Source organism: Candidatus Dependentiae bacterium (assembly GCA_020431705.1).
Lineage (GTDB): Bacteria > Babelota > Babeliae > Babelales > Vermiphilaceae > JAGQHQ01.
The window spans coordinates 16,535-34,504 of record JAGQHQ010000007.1 but is presented as its reverse complement, the minus strand read 5'-3'; the positions used below and the strand labels follow the sequence as shown (position 1 = coordinate 34,504).

Below are 17,970 nucleotides of genomic sequence, written 5' to 3'. Positions count from 1 at the left end.
AATTTTAATATGACTAACTTTAGTCATTTTCTTCTTCAAAAAGCATAGCATCAAGAGCTTCTTTGTTCATCTGCTTAACAAGTCTTTGGGTTTCTTTATACCTTTTGTTTTCTTGTTTTTTATTTTTTTTGTATTCCTTTTTTGTTATTTTTCCCTCTTTAAGGGCTTGCTTATTTTTTTTTGTTAGCACCTTATGTTTTCTTTCATTGATGTCTTTGCTTAGCTGTGCACTTTCATACTTTCGATATGCTTGACTGTCTTCTGAGTCAATAGTTTTTGCATATAATTCACATGTAACAATAGATAAAAAAACTAGAATAAATAAAATACGATTTTTCATAGAAAATCCCTTATTAAAAATAAAAAAAACAGTTCCCGTACATTGTTGAGTTAGAAAACAAACAATATGCGGGAATTCTTACGTAATCAAATATATCAAAAATTAAAAATTATTTAAGCTGGATGGCGTTGGTAAACCAAGGCTATTTAAATCTTCAATTAGCTTGTTAATGTCAACAAAATGAATAGCTATCAGGCCAGCCTGAGCTGCAGCTTGTATGTTTTCTATTTCATTGTCAATAAATACTGCCAATCGTTGACCGTCTTTATTGTACACTGGTGACTTAATATTATACGTGCGTATATGTGCTTTAAAGTAATCACAGTTTGGCTTACGTATCAGTTCTTGCTTTTTATTAAAAAAACAATAGGAACCCGGAGAAATCATCTCAAAAAAATCAGGCAAACGATGTGCAATTGAATTATACTCTTCAATTGGTTGGTTAGTTGCGGGGCGAATAACGAAAGAGTTACCTTTTAGTGCGCATACTACTTTTATCATACCATGCTTGATTTGTTTTTTATCAATTGCATTGTCAACGAGCTTTCCCAGGCCTTTTTGGTACTGTTCTAATGCTTTTTTACTGGTGGTACCATTGCTAAAATCTATAGTCGATGCCAAAGTAAGCGCTTTTCCTTTTTCGTTGTTATAGAGGTACTGAGCACCTTCTTTGATCCATTGGATAGCAAATTGAGCTATTTCATATCGATTGTTCCATACGAGTTTTGTTATATCGAGATCTAAAGCAACGCCATCCATGTCTAAAGCTATTTCCACCGTCGTAGGAGCAAGTATGGTTTCATAATGAGAACCATCATGATTTTTTACTGAAATTTTTACGGGAACACCTTCCATAAGTTCAATATCCATACTGGTGTGTGTGTATATCCTCCGTGTTCTTTGCACAAACGATGCGTATAGATGGGAGCTTGTAAGAAAGAAAAAACAACCAATAACAAAAAGCGCTACGTATGTACGAAGATGTTGCATTTATAGTCTCCTAGTTAATAATTATCTGAGCAATAACATTTATTATTGCCTAAGTATAATATATTTATTTTTAATTAGCAATTACACTATCAGTGAATGGCGAAAACTCAAATAGAAATATTTTGAGCATTTAATTGTATATTTAATTGATTAAAATAAATGAGTGATCCTGGTCGTGGGCGTTGATCGGTAATGTGTGCCGTATTTGGACAGATTTTCTGATTTTTAAAATGTGTTATTTCAGGAGTTATGTTATAACTTTTAAGAAACTCTATAGTATGCTGAAGATTTTTTCCAATAAAAGATGGGCATATAACGGGTTTGCTATTTCCCCGAGAAACGTAGGCGATCATTGTATGCTCTTTTATGGGATTACCAGGTTGTGGTAGTTGTGCTATGCAATAATTTTTTGGTTTACTGCTTTGCAGATAATAAGTTCGTAATGCCATATTTCTTTTAGCAAATATTTTTTTTGCTTGTTCTATTTCTTTATTTAGTATTGTGTCGGCAATGATGGGTTGTGGTTGAGTCGAAACAATAAAATATATGGTTTGGTGTGATTTTATCATGCTTCCTGCAATGGGATTTTGACTTAAAATAGTTCCATCGGGCAAATCGGGTTCTTCCTTTTGAAGTAACAGTTGTGGATACAAATTATGGTCTGATAATATTTTGCATGCTTGAGCGATATTTTTGCCAACAATTGCAGGTGTTGTGAGTTTTGTTACTTGATGAAAGTAACTAACGCTGTAGTAACCAAAAACAAAAGTAATAAATGGTAGGGGCCATAATGAATTTTTTATCATGATGAAACGGTACACAATAAGCCGGATTCTGTCATTATCTAATGATATAATGTGGCAATCATTTATCTATGCGACATACCCGCATGCTTTAATGAAGCGAACGATCAATACATGCTGCTTTGTCTTGCTCCTGGCAGGGTTTACCCAACTAGGACATTGCTATACTAGTTTGTGCGCTCTTACCGCACATTTTCACCCTTACCGTTATAGTAAAATAACGGCGGTTATTTTCTGTGGCACTTTCCATGAGCTTGCGCTCTCCATGGGTTGGATTATCTTCCCAGGTACCATGTTCGCTAGGAGTCCGGACTTTCCTCTTGTATTGTTTTAAGTACTACAAGCGATTGCCTTGTGTACCGCACCATTGATATATCAAAGAAAGGATAACTATTGCTACTATCATAACAAAAATTTTGCTTATTGTATATAAAATAAGGGATGTAGAGTAGTAGCTGAATGAGTAGGATAAAAGGAGTTGACACAGAGTACATAGAGTTACCAGTAGACACGCTTGCCATATTTGATATGAGAAAAAATATCTTATAGTGAAACTTAAAAAAGTTACTGGTAATAAGTATGCGATATCAACACCGAAATTTCCATGGTACATAAATGAGCTTAACATAAAAAGTGTTCCGGCTAAGGTTATTCGGGGCCAGTTGACCGGTTTGTGTAAAAGATGTAGAACATAGTAACAGAGTGACAATGAAATCACTGGTTTTTTAGAAATATAAAAAAAAGAAATATCTAGTAAAAATAGAATAAAAATAAGCATGGTATCTGTTAGTCTATATCGACAATGGATAAGCTTCAAGTATGTGTGGTCTTGTACGTTTATTGGTACGTTCTCAAAAAAGAAGGAGACTTTCATGAGAACAAAAATGTTATATAGTTGTTTGCTCATTTTTTCTTTTTTATATGGTGCAGTATCGTTTATACAGGCTGATGATGCCGGAACAATAAATGAAGTCATTGCTACAGGTGTTGAGAGCAATACTGTCGATGTAGGCGTAACAGATAATAATTTGTCCATTACAGATGAGGCGGTTGGTATTGATGCTGTGGTTGATGGTGACTGGCATCAAACGCTCGATAACTGGTATACATGGCTGTTTGATCAGGCTGCTGGACATCCATATTTGAGTATATCAGGATTGGCGGCATTTATGGGAACACTATTTTATATGCTGAGTAATGTACTCAGAAATGAAGCGGTTGTTGAAGCAGTTAAGCGAGAAATGATTAAGAAAAATCGAGAGCAGCGTGAATTGTTGTGTGATTGTGTATCTCGTGGCTGTGCGTGTTTGGTAAAAGGTAATTGCCCATGTGGAAAAGATCGCAAAGGATGCAGTTGCAGTAATTCTTATTCGTGGCAAAAAGGTATGATGAAAAAAGAAATGAGAAGATTTTGTAAATGGTGTCATACTAAAAAACGTGGTGTGCGCTTAGTAGAAGAACACCTGTCTACATGTCCGTTTTTAAAGGTGCTTATGAATTTGCTGAAAGATTATGAAGACGGTTGCCCCTATTTGAGGGCGTGCATGAATAAATAGCTCAAACGCGTATTATTTGATATTTCATGCTAGTATAAACCCGCACCAAATGTGCGGGTTTATTTATTTGTTACGTTATTTTGTGTGTTTCTGTTATTTAATACGAAAAAAAATGATTTATTTTTTGCGATTTTTTTTTTATGGAATCATCATAGCACTTATTCTGTTGTTCTCTATAATAACGGGAATTGCTTTGTATGTAATGCATCATAAGGTGATTGATTTTTCTGTGCTTGCGCATTACGATCCAGGGCGACCGTCAATTGTGCTCGATGAGCGTGGTATCGAATGGGCAAGATTTCAACTAGATATACGTGATCCTATTTCCATGCAGAAAATGCCTCAGCATTTAATTAATGCATTTGTAGCAGCAGAAGATTGGCATTTTTTTAAACATCATGGTATTTCGTGGAAAGGAATATTGCGTTCTATTTTAGTTAATGTATACCACGGTAAAAAAGTACAGGGAGCAAGCACTATAACTCAGCAATTGGTAAAGCTTCTCTTTCTTGATTTGGAAAAAACATTCTCTCGCAAGATTAAAGAGCAACTATATGCATTATTAGTTGAGCAACAATTTAGTAAAGAGCAAATTCTACAAACATATTTAAATCATGTTTATTTTGGGTGTGGAATTTATGGGGTACAAGCTGCAAGCAAACGATTTTGGAATAAAGATGTTAGTGATTTAACAATAGATCAAGCAGCAACGCTTGGTGGTATTGTTCGTTTGCCAAGTTATTATTGCCCATTGGTTTATCCACTTTCTGCACAAAAGAGACGAGATAGCGTCTTGTCTAAAATGAAGTATCTTGGATTTATTACAGAAAATGAATACATGACTGCAGTGAGTAATGACATAACAGTAGAAAAAAATATACAATTGTGTTGTGCTCCATATGTGAAAGAATACATACGCCAATTACTTGAGCAAAGAGTTGGTAAACAGCAACTATATAGTGGTGGCTTAGTAATAAAAACAACACTTAGTATTGATATACAAAAAAGTGCAGAAAAAATTTTAAAAAAACAAATAACCATACTGCGTGGTAATATATCTGATGTTGATGGTGGTCTTATTTCTATTGATAGAAAAACAGGCGCAATAAAAGCGCTTATTGGAGGTTATGATTTTGCATCATCAAAATTTAATCGTGCATTGCAGGCTCGTCGGCAAATGGGTTCTACATTTAAACCTATTTTATATGCCGCAGCGGTTCAATCAGGTAAACAGTTTTCTGACACCAAAGTTGATGAGCCATTTTTTCTTGAGCAAAATGGTAAATTATGGCAACCAAAAAATTATAACGGAAAATTTGTAGGCGAGGTTACTTTAGCTTATGCACTTTCTCATTCAAATAATATTGCATCGATAAAAACATTTTTGGATGTTGGTTCTGAGACAATTATTATGCTTGCAAAAAAAAGTGGTTTGAGCGGGCCACTGTATCCATATCCCTCTCTTGCGCTGGGTTGTGTTGATGCAACCCTTAAAGAGGTGGCTGGCATGTTTAATGTTTTTGCTAATAATGGAATGTATGTTGAGCCACATATTATTTCTTGGGTTAAGAACCAGTTGGGAAATAAAATTATTAAAGTCAATATAAAAAAATCGCATGTTATGAGACCTCGTATTAGTGGGCAAGTGTCAAAGGTTTTAAGTATTGGTATAGAGCGCTATCAGGCAATGCTTGGGAAAACAAAAGATGAGTGGCTGCAGCATGAGGTAATTTGCAAAACAGGTACAACTAATGATTCTCGTACATGTTGGTTTACTGGTTCAACTCCAGAATTAACAACTGCGGTATATATTGGGTGTGATGATAACCGTGAAATGGGGAAAAATGTGTATCCACTTAGAACGGCGTTTCCTATTTGGCTTGAGCTTAACAAAAAAATTGTATGTTCAAAAAAGCATTTTTCTTATGACCCTTCATTGAGGCCACTATTTATTGATGAGAAAACTGGTGAGATTGTCGTGAGCGGAAGTAAAAAAGGTATTATAGAAATTTTAATTTAGATCATAAAATTAAAGTCTTTTTTAACGTGATAAGAATGAAAGTACTTTCTCTGCGTAGTATTGGATAATATTTTTATTACTTACTAATGGTTCCAGGTCCTTTTTGCAAAGTTGATTTGCATGCCATATTAATTCTTTGTAATTTGGCAATACTGCATGTTGTTTAAAGATATATTCTGTTTCAAGGTTGTACAATTTATGTCCAATTTTAACAAGTTCTATCAATTCTCCAGCGCACTCACCGAATATGTGCGCACCAACAATGGTTCCATCACTAGTGCAGATAAACTTAGCAATGCCTTCTGTGGTTCCATCAATGTGCGCCTTGTCCAGTAGTGTATAGGGACAACGATAAATACGGAGGCTTGATCCATGAACGATGTATGCTTCTTGTTCTGTTAGACCGATGGAAGCAAATGGTGGATATGTATATACCATTCTAGCAAGATTTATATAATTTGGTTTTATTTCTTTTTGCCACCATGGACGAAACATATTTTGGATTGCTATTTTTGCCTGAAAATGAGCAACTCTGCTGAGTAAGGTCTGGCCAACAACGTCACCACAAGCGTAAATATTGTTGGCATTTGTTTGCATAGTTTTTTTTACCTCTATTCCCTTTTTGTTGAAAGTAACATTGGTGTTTTCAAGGCCGAGATTCTCAATATTAGCAATGCGATTTGTCGCAACAAAAAGTGATTCTGCTGTTATTGTATGGTACATATCAAAGCGGTCGAGATATGTTACTTTTACAAGGTCTTTGTCATTTTCTACTTTTGTAGCTAGAGAGCTACATAACACGGAAATACCGAGTTGTTGTAGGTTTTCTGTTAACATACCAACGAGTTCAAAATCAAAAGTGGGAAGCAATAAACCATGTTTCATAATTATTGTTACATTTACCCCGAGTATGCCTAGTGTTTCTGCTAGCTCGACTCCAAGAAATCCTCCTCCAATAATAATAATCGACTTTGGTAATACATTGAGTGTAAAAAACGTCTCTGGGGTTAAATAGGGTACAGAGATAATGCCTTCAATATGAGTGATATGTGGACGAGTTCCGGTTGCAAGAATTACGTTATCTGTGCAGATAGTACGACCATTAATAGTGAGGGTATGGTTGTCGATAAATCGAGCTGTACCAATGATGATCTCAATGCCCATTTTGGTAAGTTCTTCTATGGAGCAAAATTCGTAGATATCATTGCTGATTTTTCTGATATGAGATAATAAGCTTGAAGTATCAAATGTGTAGGATAATTCTTTAATATATGATTTTTCGTTAACTTTTTTCAGTTCTCTAGCTGCTTGAGCAAATGTTTTTGTTGGAATATCACCAAACCATATTTTGCTTCCACCGGGTTTATTTTTTTCAATAATTGCAATTCGTTTTCCGCGATCATAAGCAAGTTTTGCTGCGGTAATTCCAGCGGCGCCGCTGCCAATAATAACAAGGTCATAATCGTAACTTTTAGATGAACACACAAAACAGAGTATTAGTAATATTGATAGATTAAAAAAAAGGCATTGCGGATTCATATATTTCCTTTTTAGAATTGTATGAGCGGATAATATAAAAAGGTATTTGTTTACCTATAACCTTATTGGTATCATTCGTCGTAGAGCAATGTTTTAGCTATTGTTAAAATAAAAAAGGGAAATATGCGATGGTATGGTGTTCCATTGTGGTGCTGTTTCTTGATACATATATTAACCTTATTTGGTAAAGAGAAGTTGAACAACTACTCAAGATTGAGTAAAGAGCAAAAAGTTGATATAGAGCACTTGCTTATTTCTCCGTTAGTTGAACTTATAGTTAAGCGAGGCTATTTTATTGCCCGTTTTCAGCAAATACCGCTTACTTTAGATACTGTTCCGTCTTATTTTTGGAATCATAGCATAGATGATTTAATGAGCCTATGGGATGACATACGTTCATTCAAGTTTCTTGAAGATAAAATGTTTGTTTTGCAATTTATAAAGAAATCTTGTGATACCTTGTGTAACTTAGCCGAATGTATGGGGTATTTTAAGGATGATACTGTTGCGATTAATTATAAGAGAGATACAGCTTTGTCATTGGCAGAACAAATATATTTGATTGATTATATAGTGGAAGTTATGGGTCAAAAAAAAGGACAAAGAAAAATGCCTTTTGGTCTTTATCAACAAGACGTTACTGATATAGCAAAAGATCTTTCTGTGATTGATTATGATGTAATTTTAATGCGTTTTTATCAGCTAAAAAGATTTGATAAAGTGTTTAAATTACTTGCTACAGCCTATGAAAGTCGTCTAGCGTTTCTACCAATTACTGCAAACGATAGATCAGTGATTAGTGCTTCACAGCTCAAAGATGTATTTACTCATTACCGTATCCGCTGTCTTATCGATCAGATATTTATCAAAAAATCTATAAAGCCTTTGCTCTTGCTGTGGAAATATCTTCAGCATTATCGTTATATTTCAGATGAGGTTCTAGTTAAGCAAGTTGTTATACTGACAATTTTTATTTGTCAAAGCTTTGTTTTGAGTAATCAAATGAAGCAGAGTCCCACTCAGTTTGCACAAGAGGGGTTGTTTTCGGAATTATATATGAATAATGCTGTGCATTTGTTATCTACGGAACAAGTGATGAATGATCTTAACGAAGCGCAAGCTAATCTTGCATTGGTAATCGAACATTTGAAAGCAACGGAGCCTTGGTATCAGAAGCTTGTTTCATGGTGGAAAAAGAATAAGTATGTTAAGGGATGCCATTAGTATGTATTATTTTAACAGGTTTATATGGTTTGGAATTATTTTTTTGCCGGGGTTAATTCTTGCTATCAATAAAGAAGAAATTACTACTATATCTTCTGATATGCTTGTATCGATTAAACAAATACATCTATTTAGTAATCTTATCAATAGAAGATTTTATTTCATTGAGCGTCTTAAGAAACCAATACAAATGCTTTTAAATATGAAAGTGAGTTCTGATCAATTGAATGTTATTTTTCATCGAGCATATTCAGATAGTTTGGAGTGGCGATGTGATGCTGTTCGCACTTCTTTGGAAGAAATAGAGCGTATTGGCAACTTAAAACCGCTTCTGATGGTTTGGGACGAATTTTTTTCATATAAATCGATTGATGATGAAATTTTTATAGAAGAATTTACCAAAGAGATTTTTCTCATTGCTCATACGTTACTTATACACGGTGTTGCCAAATCTCTTTCTTTGGACAAAGTGTGTGAAGATCTCATGTTTGCAGATGCAATTTTTTATTTACCTGCAGAGTGCCTGGTGGAAGTAATAGATCATGTAGCAAGCACGCTTATAGAATCACAGTTTTATACTAATCTGACAGATTATTTGCAGGCGTATTGGCAAAGAGCAGAGTTATCTGATGTCGTTTTCCGTATTTATAGTAATGATATTGTGATGCGTTTTTATGTTATTGAGCGTATTGAATGGATTGTAGATCTTTTTCGTCAGTTTGAAAAGATGGGCAACTATTCTATTGGAGATGGATCTTTGCTTGAAGTTGATATTGTATTTAAAAGTTATCAAATTAATCAGGCTGTAATGGAAATTAATATTGAAGGTGGTATAAAGCCGTTTTTTTATTATTGGCACATGACTAAGCAGTATAGATTTATTAAAAATGAACTTTTTCAAAAGGAATTTTTGATTTTAGTTTTTATACTAGAAAAATATTTATTAAATTATTATGCACGAAGTCAGTCTGATTATGATACAGTACAAAAAATTGAAGAAATATACAAAAAAATAAATTCACTTTCTACTTTTGACTTATTGCAGGGCATAGATTACGCAGGTACATATTTAAAAAAAATTGTTATTCAGCAGCAAAATAATTGGTGGCATTATGTCAAGAATTTTGTGGTGCATTTTTTTAGAAAAAAATGAAAAGGGCTTAATGTAGTGAAAATAATCAAGCATTTGGCCGTACAGGTAGCTTTTTTAGTTTGTATAATTAATTTTTATGCATATTTAGATGCAACCGAGGATTATCAAAAACAGAATGAAAGCATATCTTCTTTCATTCAAGCAGTACACTACAGATATTATTTGATTGCGCGATTAAAAGAAGCCATTAGCATAATTAAACAGGAGAAAAACGATTTTTTTGTTGATATAAAAAATGAAGTTGCTGTATTGCTAGAAAAATGGAAGGTTCTTGCTGCATATCAAATGATTCAAGATAAAGATTATGAGCTTGATGTAGCAAAAGGAGTGTTAAAGCTTTTGCAAAAAATAGTCAATAAATCAGAAAGAAAAGCTGTCTTACCCTGTCATTATTCAATGGAATATATATTGAATGTCATAGATACGCATTTGAATAAAAATAAAGCAAAGGACTTATCTCTGAACGTGTTATCTTTTGATGAAGTACCAACAGACCTTATTGTAGCACGATTTTATGCGATTAAACGCTTAAAAAATGCATTTGAGTTGCTGGCATATGTAGACAAAAAAATGCTTATTTGTCCTGTACAACCAAAGCAGATGATGGATGTGGTGCTCGATGTTGAATGGAATAAAGTTTTTTCATTTATTAGTGATAAAAAAATGGAAGAAGTGCTTAATGAAGTTGTACAAACGGGAAGTGTTAAGCCAATACTGCGGGTATGGAATGAGTGTGTTCATTATCGTTATATTGGTAATGATTTGTTTTTAAAAGATAGCATGATAATGCTTATCGGAGCGTATAAAAATTTGATTGTGAGTAATGTTTCAACAGCCAAGCAAAAGAAAAAACTTGCATATCAAATGCATTACGTTATGGATTTATATAAGCATATGGATCAGTATGATACAGAGGAATTATTGGATGCAATTGATGGCGCAACGTACCATTTTTTGGTTATTGTTAAAGAAATAGAAAAGTCTATATCTTGGTATGTGCGTTTGTATGATTGGATATTAAGCAAAATAGTAGTGAGCTAAGTAATGAACAATATAGTGAGAAAGGCGCTGTGTGTTGGTATAGTATTAAGCCTTGGTGTTTCTGTTCAGAACACGCTTTTTTGTGCACGCAATTATTCTTTGCATGTTCCTATTACAAGGCTAACAAGTATGGTAAAAAGGCGTTATTATTTTGTTACTCGACTTTCTAAGACAATGAAACTATTAGCAAAAATTAAAAAATTAACGCTCAATATTGATTCCTTTTTTTATAAAGATGTTGCTAAGGCTGGTGGAGTTGAAATGCTTTTTTCTCATGAGCGTATTAGATCGTCGGTGTATCAAATATTCAAAATGAAGAGTCTCAAGCCTCTTTTTATGGTATGGGATGATTTTGCTTCGTATAAATCTATAGAGGATGAATTACTGGTAGTTGATTTTACCAAAGAAATTTTTGTAATAACTAAAAATACGTTTTTAGAAAAATTATTTGAAAATAAAAGAAACAAGGTAAAGTTTCGTGTGCTTGCTGATAGTTTAAGCCGGGTGTTTTTTTTACCTCCGGAATTTTTAATCGATCTTGTTTGTGATATGACTAGCTATTTGGCTGGCTATTATGAATGTTGCGATGAATTTTTAGATGGTATTATCAGAAGATGTACGGAATTTATTACACCGAAAGGTGAGCTTGCAGATATCAAACCACATGTTGTTACTGAAGAAGTGGGCACGCGATATTATTATGTCAAGCGGCTTAAAGAATCATTTACGCTACTTAAAAAATTGGAAAAAAAAGGGATTAGCTGTCTTAAATATGTGCCTACAGGAGGGGGTGTTTCAAAAAATATATTTGATGGTACGATTTGTTTTTCGCAAGCGCATGTAGCTTCAGCAATTAAAAAAACAGAAGAAACTGGTGATATTAGACCAATAAGGATTTTGTGTAAAGAAGTAAAGCACTTTAAGTTTATCGAAAATAATGAACTTTTTCGTCAGATGTTGATTGCTTTTTTTATCGCACAAAAAAATGCATTTGTTAATTATACGCAGCAATATCCGGAAAAGGCTCGTAGTGCAACGATATCACAGATTTTTGCTTTGTATCAAGAAATAGACTCATTACCTATAGAAGAAATTTTAACAGCCATTGATGTTGTTAGTGCGGCAATGAATGAAACGTTTATCAAACAAGATACAGATTCGGGTACACAATGGAAAGAATTATTTACAAAATATTGGTGGGTTCAGCCAATAATAATAGGTGGTACTATTTTACTTAAAATTGTAAAACATTACTGCCTATTAAGTTACTTATTTTAAAAAGTCTTTTTATTTTTTTGTGTGGTGTGTGAGGCATATTGAATGTCTAGCAGAGAGTTTAACACCCCAAAAAGCTCTTCAGGGAATTTTTTTAACATTTTTTGGTTCATAACCCATATAAGGTGAGGATATTGCTTTTTAAAGGCGTTAGCATTATCAACTTGGTGATTTGTTGTTGCTGATGATTGTAGTGGTATTGTAATAATAAACTTTTTGAAAAAGATGCTCTCAAAAAGAGTGCCTGCCCCAGAGCGGCATATTATTATATCGGCTGCTTGGTAGTATATACCTAAATTATCCTGATAAGTAAATGAATGGGCAGAGATGCCATGTGTGGCATAAAAAATATTCCAATCAGTTGTATCATATGATCCTGTTTGATGAATAATTTGGACATTTTTTACTTGTTCTGGTTGTGAGACAATCCACTGTTTTATTAGGGTATTGATAAAAATTGAACCCTGTGAGCCACCCAAAATCAAAATAGTTGGTTTGTTCGGGGATAAACCGATTTCTTTAAGTGCTTTTTGTTTACCTATTTTTAAGGTATTTGCTGAATAACGAATTGGATAGGCAGAAAAAAGACATTTATTTTTTGGAAAAAATTGTGCTGTTTTTTTGAAACATGTATAAATATCGGCACCAGTTTTTGCAAGTAAGGTAACAGCCTTACCAGGTACAGCGTTAAGCTCATAAATACTGATAGGAATACGTAATAATTTTGCAGCAAAGCAAACAGGTAATGAAACAAGACCACCCATACTTATTACTCGCTGTGCACGAAATTTTTTCAAATGATATAGGCTTTTGAAAAATGCCAGAATAAATGACAAACAACACCAGATAAGTTGTAGAGGGTTTTTAACGTTAACTGGCGTTATTGGTAGTGGAATATGCGTGGGAGCAATAGCGCTTGTGCTAATGATTTTTTTATCCAATGCACTTGAGGTAGAAAAAAATAAAATATGGGTGGTTTTATTATTTTTTACTTCTTGTTGAGCAAGAGTAAGAGCTGGTATAATATGGCCACCAGATTTACCGCCAACAAATGCAATGGCGTTATTATTTTTTCCAGCTGATAAGGATTTTGTGTATTTTATTTTTTTCATACTTATTTTTTGCAAGCACTGCTGCATGTTGCATAACTTTTTGTGCTTTTGTTGATTGTCCTGTTTTATACAATGCCTTTCCCAAGTGTTTTACAATACTAAAATCGTTGCGGTTTGTAGAGGCAATTTTTTGTAAGATATCAAGAGCTTTTTTGTAGTTTCCTTGTTTATAAAAAATAGTGGCTTGCGTGTCTAAAAAGTGAGGATTTTGTTTATCTTGTTTAAGGGCCTTTTCAATAAGTGTTTGTGCTATTGCACATTGTTTTTCTTGTGTTGCATAATAGTATGCTAGAAGATTGAGCAGAGGGGGGAAATCGCTGTCAATTGCATTCTCTGTTTTCATGAGGGTTTTTATTTTTTGGTACTGTTTTTTTTCATAATAAATACAACAAAGTTGAAAAAGAAGTTTTGCCTTAAGTGCTGCATCATTAGTTTTTCCATGCGCTTTTTGTAAGTAATGTTGTGCTTGTTCACTATTATTCATGCGTAAATATAAATCGGCCTGGTACAAAAGGGGCAGTATGTTATTTGGTTGTTTTTTTTCAATAGTATGTAGTGTTAAAATTGCTGATTTATAAGAAAGCCCTTGGCGGCACAATAGGTGTAATGTTTCAAACCATAAATTTTTGGTTGGATTTTGTTCTATCCAGGCTTGTAATTGATGTGCTGCGTGTACCGGTTTGCCCATAGAAGAAAGAATTTGAATCTTGAGTAATTTTTTTTCATCCGTCTCAGAGTTTTTTTCTTCTAGGCAGTGGTCAATATGTTTGAGGGCTTTGCTATATTGTTTCTGTTGTAATAAAAGGAGTGCTTTATTAAAGCATGAGCGATTAACATTGATAGACTGTTTATTTTGAGTAACCATTTTTTGTCTAAAAACAAGTTCTAGAAGATGATTCTGAATTTGTGCTGTTGGTAGCTGTGTGCGTTCCAAAAAGGATGTGTATCCCTTGATTGCATTGTTAATGTTTCCCAGTTGTTCTTCAATCATAGCATATAATAGCCAACTTTTATCAAATTGGGGATAGAGCTCCAGGCTTTTTTTAACACTTTCATGTGATTTTTTTATTTGTTTGAGATGGAGATGAAGCTGTGCTTTGAGAAAATAAAATATGAAATTATTTGGTTTACGCTGTGCATTGTTTAGATAGGCTTCGATAAGTGTAAGAGCTTCATCAAGTTTTTGTTGCTGAATAAAAAGTTGTGCTGTGCGGAATACAATTTCTTGATTTGTTTTGAATTTTTTACTCAAAGCTATGAATCGATTATCGGCTTCTTCTTGTTTGCCTGTTTTTTCCAATGCGAGCGCAAAGATGCGCTGTATATCAGGATTGTCTGCAAATTCTGTGTCCAGTTTGGGAATGAGTTGAACAATTTTTGTAAATTGTCCTGTTTGAAAAAGAAAAGGAACATATCCTTCGTGGATGTGTATTGGTACCTTATGTTCAAATGTTTTTTGATACCATTGGTGTGCTTGGTGTGTATTACCTTTGTATTGTAAATAATTAGCCCATAAAAAACGATGCAGTTGTTGTGAATTGACGTCACATGCTATGCGGTAGGAAACAATGCTAATCAGTCCAAGCATAATACAAAAAAGCTGTTTCATAATTTGGCTCCTCATTGTACACCGTTAGTGCTACTACTCGATATTTTGTTGTAGGATAGTATATTGCAAGGAGGTAAAGATAGGATTTTTATTCTTGTTCTTGGTAGCAACGAACCAAAAATAGTTCAAGTGCAATACGAAGTTGTGCGTCTCCAATTTTTTCTAGAGCAAGCTGTTCTTTTTGAGATAGTGTTACAACTTTACATGCTTCAAGCTTTTTTTTGGGTATGTTTTTTTTTGTACATTGATTGTGACTCATTGTTTTAAATCGTATTTTTTTGATTCGTGGTTGATCCAACTTATTGTTTATTGTTTTAAGTAAAACATCAGAAAGAAAATAGAGCTCTTGCATCCAGCTAGAATCTCGAACTCCCAATATGAGATTATCATCATTAATTTTTTCAAGTTGCACTTGGCCTTTTAAATCACCAATAATTGAAGGCCATTCTTCAAGTAGCTGTGATTTCCAGGTGTTATGTGTGTCGAAAAACGAATGTAAAATCGATTTAATAGAATGTATCATGGTATGCTAATTGTAGCGTATTGTTTCAAAAATGTTGAGGAGTCGTGATGAAAAAATTTGAGCAATTGCCTCATACGGCAGATATAAAAATTCGTGTGTATGGAAAAACCAAAGAAGAATTATTTCGTAATTCATTATACGGTATGTTTAGTATTGTTGGTCCACATGTACCGTCAAGTTGTAAGAAGGTTGGTGAGTATATTGTGTGTGATGATTTGCCGAAAAAACATATAGTAGAGGTAATGGCTCCCGATATTGATGCACTTTTAGTAGATTTCTTATCAGAGGCATTATATTTGTCTGATGTGCATAATCAGGCATATTTTGATGTAGCTATTGATCAGCTTACAGATACAAACATAAAGGCAGTTATTAAAGGCGTTGCTATTACTGGTTTTGATGTGGTAGAAATCAAGGCAGTTACGTACCATGATTTAGTGATTAAACATGTTGATGATGTATGGCAAACAGATATTGTTTTTGATATTTAGGAATTTTTTATGGAACGGATAATAAGCTTAGAAGATATGGTGCAAATTAATGAAAACTTATTTGAGATTCCGCAAGCGGTATCACCACATATGCGAGTACCGGCACGTATTTATATGAACAAAGAAATGTTTGTGGATATCAAAGAAGATCATTCACTTATTCAACTTATGAACGTTGCAAGCCTGCCTGGTATACAAAAGTATGCAATTGCAATGCCAGATATTCATCAAGGCTACGGTTTTCCTATTGGTGGGGTGGCAGCAACGGCAATTGAAGAAGGCGGGGTTATTTCTCCTGGTGGTATTGGGTACGATATTAATTGTGGTGTGCGTTTGTTGGTTGCAAATATGAAAGCAGATGAAATTAAGACGCATTTGGAAAAACTTGCTACTGTCATGTTTCATGCAATCCCCTCTGGTGTAGGGCGCGGTGGAAAATTGAAATTTGATACACAAGAAATGGATCGTGTATTACGTGATGGTGCATACTATATGCTTGAGCAAGGATATGGTACAGAAAATGATTTGAAGTTGTGTGAAGAAAATGGACGCATGACTATTGCAGATTCAAGCTTAATTTCAAAACGAGCAAAGCAGCGTGGGCGTGATCAGTTAGGTACGCTTGGTTCAGGTAATCACTTTTTGGAGGTGCAAGAAGTGGAAGAAATTTATGATCAAAAAGTAGCACAAGCATTTGGCTTAGTACCGGGTATGGTTACGGTAATGATTCACTGTGGTTCACGCGGTTTAGGACATCAAACGTGTACTGATTACGTGAAAATTATGATGGCAAAACTGTCTGAGTGGGGCTATCAATTGCCAGATAGAGAGTTGGTATGCGCACCATTTAAATCGCAAGAAGGGCAAGACTATTTCTCTGCAATGGCAGCTGCTGCAAATTATGCGTGGGCAAATAGACATACAATTACTCATTGGGTACGTGAAGCATGGCAAACAGTTTTAGGCAAAGATGCATGGCTTGCATTAGTATATGATGTTTCTCATAATTTAGGAAAACGTGAGCGACACATTGTTGACGGTGTAGAAAAAGATGTAGTGATGCATCGTAAAGGGGCAACACGTGCGTTTGGCCCTAAAACACCACAAACACCAGCAAAATATCAGTCGGTTGGGCAGCCCGTTTTAATTCCGGGAACTATGGGTACCTCGTCTTATGTGCTGGTAGGGACACAAGAAAGTATGGATACTGCTTTTGGTAGTTCGTGCCATGGTGCAGGGCGAAAGATGTCCCGTGCAAAAGCAAAAAAGACAGTTCGTGGAACAGAACTTCGCAAAGAATTAAATAAAGCTGGCATTATTATTCGTTGTGACTCTGATGCTGGTCTCGCAGAAGAGGCGCCACTTGCCTATAAGGATGTTGATAGCGTTGTAAATGTTGTACACAATACAAAACTTGCACGTAAAGTTGCTCGAGTTAAACCGCTTGCAGTTATCAAAGGTGGTTAATTTGTTTCAGATATATATTTGTTTGTTGTAAAATTTTGTTTTTTATTGTTGTTCATAGGCTCTGTCTACTTTTCATTGCAACTATAAAGTTGCTCCAATGAAGTAATAAAAACACTTTATATATCTATATATCATCAATGAATTGGCGATATGCACGAAGTAAAGGATTATTTCTGTTTTTTTATTTTATAAAATTTGATAGAGTGCCTGCATTAAGATTGATTAATACAAAGGAGATATATGAAAAAAGAATTCTTCTCTGTTTGTACGTTTATCACGCGGATTTTTTTAGTCATGTTATTTGTATGCTTGTTTGTTGTTTCTGCGGATGTATGTGCAATGAGAGGTAGTGGAAGTCGAAAAAAGCAATCTTTTAGAGAACAAGAGTGTCTGACGGTTGGTTGCTTTCGACCACATAAAAACAAAATAGGACAAAATCAAAGAGATATTAAAAGGGTTGCAAATGATTTGAGTATTTTTAAAGCAGAAATCGCTAAAGATAATGCAGAGTTTCGTGAAGAACTATCTGTACTCAAAAAAGAGCAAGAAGAATTTAGTAAGCAAGCAAATACAATTTCTACATCGTGTGTCACTATTGAATTATTAAAAGAACAACTGGTTCAGATGCAGCTTGAGCATGCTCAGCAGATAGCAGCACTTACAAAGAAAATCCATTCGTTAGAAGTAAAAAATGGTAAGCTACACGAGTGCTTATTTGCTGTTGACAATGCATTCAATAGTGAATCGAATAAATTAAAAAGGGCACAGAAATTTCTAAGTGACTATAAAAGAAACAATTCGATTACATGAAATGGTAGAGAGCCAAG

16 protein-coding genes and 1 other RNA gene are annotated in these 17,970 nt (G+C 34.3%); 9 read left to right on the top strand and 8 right to left on the bottom strand.

Going from position 1 to position 17,970, the window contains the following annotated elements:
• Positions 1-19: 19 nt before the first annotated feature.
• From KC460_02920 to rnpB, 4 genes are all read right to left on the bottom strand, one after another.
• A complete protein-coding gene (locus KC460_02920; protein ID MCA9770295.1) occupies positions 20-340 on the bottom strand; it encodes a hypothetical protein in 321 nt (106 codons plus the stop codon).
• Positions 341-442: 102 nt separating this feature from the next.
• On the bottom strand, positions 443-1,330 hold the full coding sequence (locus tag KC460_02915) for a hypothetical protein (GenBank protein MCA9770294.1): 888 nt from the start codon (positions 1,328-1,330) through the stop codon (positions 443-445).
• Positions 1,331-1,437: 107 nt separating this feature from the next.
• The gene (locus KC460_02910; protein MCA9770293.1) at positions 1,438-2,136 is read right to left on the bottom strand and encodes a PASTA domain-containing protein; all 699 of its coding nucleotides are present in this window, start codon (positions 2,134-2,136) and stop codon (positions 1,438-1,440) included.
• Between the two features lie 2 nt (positions 2,137-2,138).
• An RNA gene (gene rnpB / locus KC460_02905) (RNase P RNA component class A) lies at positions 2,139-2,496 on the bottom strand.
• Positions 2,497-3,005: 509 nt separating this feature from the next.
• Here rnpB and KC460_02900 point away from each other — a divergent pair.
• Both KC460_02900 and KC460_02895 read left to right on the top strand, forming a co-directional pair.
• Complete coding sequence (locus tag KC460_02900; GenBank protein MCA9770292.1) at positions 3,006-3,689, top strand: hypothetical protein; 684 nt, start codon at positions 3,006-3,008, stop codon at positions 3,687-3,689.
• Positions 3,690-3,801: 112 nt separating this feature from the next.
• A complete protein-coding gene (locus KC460_02895) occupies positions 3,802-5,709 on the top strand; it encodes a PBP1A family penicillin-binding protein (GenBank protein ID MCA9770291.1) in 1,908 nt (635 codons plus the stop codon).
• A 21-nt stretch (positions 5,710-5,730) separates the two neighbouring features.
• Here the strand turns inward: KC460_02895 and KC460_02890 are convergent, their stop codons facing one another.
• The gene (locus KC460_02890) at positions 5,731-7,248 is read right to left on the bottom strand and encodes an NAD(P)/FAD-dependent oxidoreductase (GenBank protein MCA9770290.1); all 1,518 of its coding nucleotides are present in this window, start codon (positions 7,246-7,248) and stop codon (positions 5,731-5,733) included.
• A 123-nt stretch (positions 7,249-7,371) separates the two neighbouring features.
• Between KC460_02890 and KC460_02885 the strand changes: the two genes are divergently transcribed.
• From KC460_02885 to KC460_02870, 4 genes are read left to right on the top strand one after another with little or no spacing between them, the layout of a single operon-like run.
• On the top strand, positions 7,372-8,472 hold the full coding sequence (locus tag KC460_02885; protein ID MCA9770289.1) for a hypothetical protein: 1,101 nt from the start codon (positions 7,372-7,374) through the stop codon (positions 8,470-8,472).
• A 1-nt stretch (position 8,473) separates the two neighbouring features.
• Positions 8,474-9,625 carry a hypothetical protein gene (locus KC460_02880; GenBank protein MCA9770288.1) on the top strand — a complete coding sequence of 384 codons (1,152 nt, stop codon included), beginning with the start codon at positions 8,474-8,476 and terminating at the stop codon, positions 9,623-9,625.
• A gap of 15 nt (positions 9,626-9,640) precedes the next feature.
• On the top strand, positions 9,641-10,666 hold the full coding sequence (locus KC460_02875) for a hypothetical protein (GenBank protein ID MCA9770287.1): 1,026 nt from the start codon (positions 9,641-9,643) through the stop codon (positions 10,664-10,666).
• Positions 10,667-10,669: 3 nt separating this feature from the next.
• The gene (locus tag KC460_02870; GenBank protein MCA9770286.1) at positions 10,670-11,944 is read left to right on the top strand and encodes a hypothetical protein; all 1,275 of its coding nucleotides are present in this window, start codon (positions 10,670-10,672) and stop codon (positions 11,942-11,944) included.
• On the opposite strand, the gene KC460_02865 is transcribed toward KC460_02870, so the two are convergent.
• From KC460_02865 to KC460_02855, 3 genes are all read right to left on the bottom strand, one after another.
• Positions 11,941-13,053 (bottom strand): UDP-N-acetylglucosamine--N-acetylmuramyl-(pentapeptide) pyrophosphoryl-undecaprenol N-acetylglucosamine transferase, encoded by a 1,113-nt coding sequence (locus KC460_02865; GenBank protein MCA9770285.1) that lies wholly within the window; start codon positions 13,051-13,053, stop codon positions 11,941-11,943. The genes KC460_02870 and KC460_02865 overlap by 4 nt on opposite strands.
• Positions 13,007-14,662, bottom strand: a complete 1,656-nt coding sequence (locus KC460_02860; GenBank protein ID MCA9770284.1) for a tetratricopeptide repeat protein — start codon at positions 14,660-14,662, stop codon at positions 13,007-13,009. The genes KC460_02865 and KC460_02860 overlap by 47 nt, the downstream gene beginning before the upstream one ends.
• Before the next feature lie 88 nt (positions 14,663-14,750).
• On the bottom strand, positions 14,751-15,185 hold the full coding sequence (locus KC460_02855; GenBank protein ID MCA9770283.1) for a DUF721 domain-containing protein: 435 nt from the start codon (positions 15,183-15,185) through the stop codon (positions 14,751-14,753).
• 47 nt (positions 15,186-15,232) lie between these two features.
• Between KC460_02855 and KC460_02850 the strand changes: the two genes are divergently transcribed.
• The 3 genes from KC460_02850 to KC460_02840 all read left to right on the top strand — a co-directional run bounded on the left by KC460_02850 (position 15,233) and on the right by KC460_02840 (position 17,953).
• Positions 15,233-15,676, top strand: coding sequence for an archease (locus KC460_02850; protein MCA9770282.1), 444 nt, complete (start codon positions 15,233-15,235; stop codon positions 15,674-15,676).
• A gap of 36 nt (positions 15,677-15,712) precedes the next feature.
• On the top strand, positions 15,713-17,143 hold the full coding sequence (locus KC460_02845; GenBank protein MCA9770281.1) for an RtcB family protein: 1,431 nt from the start codon (positions 15,713-15,715) through the stop codon (positions 17,141-17,143).
• A gap of 240 nt (positions 17,144-17,383) precedes the next feature.
• Positions 17,384-17,953 carry a hypothetical protein gene (locus KC460_02840; protein ID MCA9770280.1) on the top strand — a complete coding sequence of 190 codons (570 nt, stop codon included), beginning with the start codon at positions 17,384-17,386 and terminating at the stop codon, positions 17,951-17,953.
• The last annotated feature ends 17 nt before the right edge of the window (positions 17,954-17,970 follow it).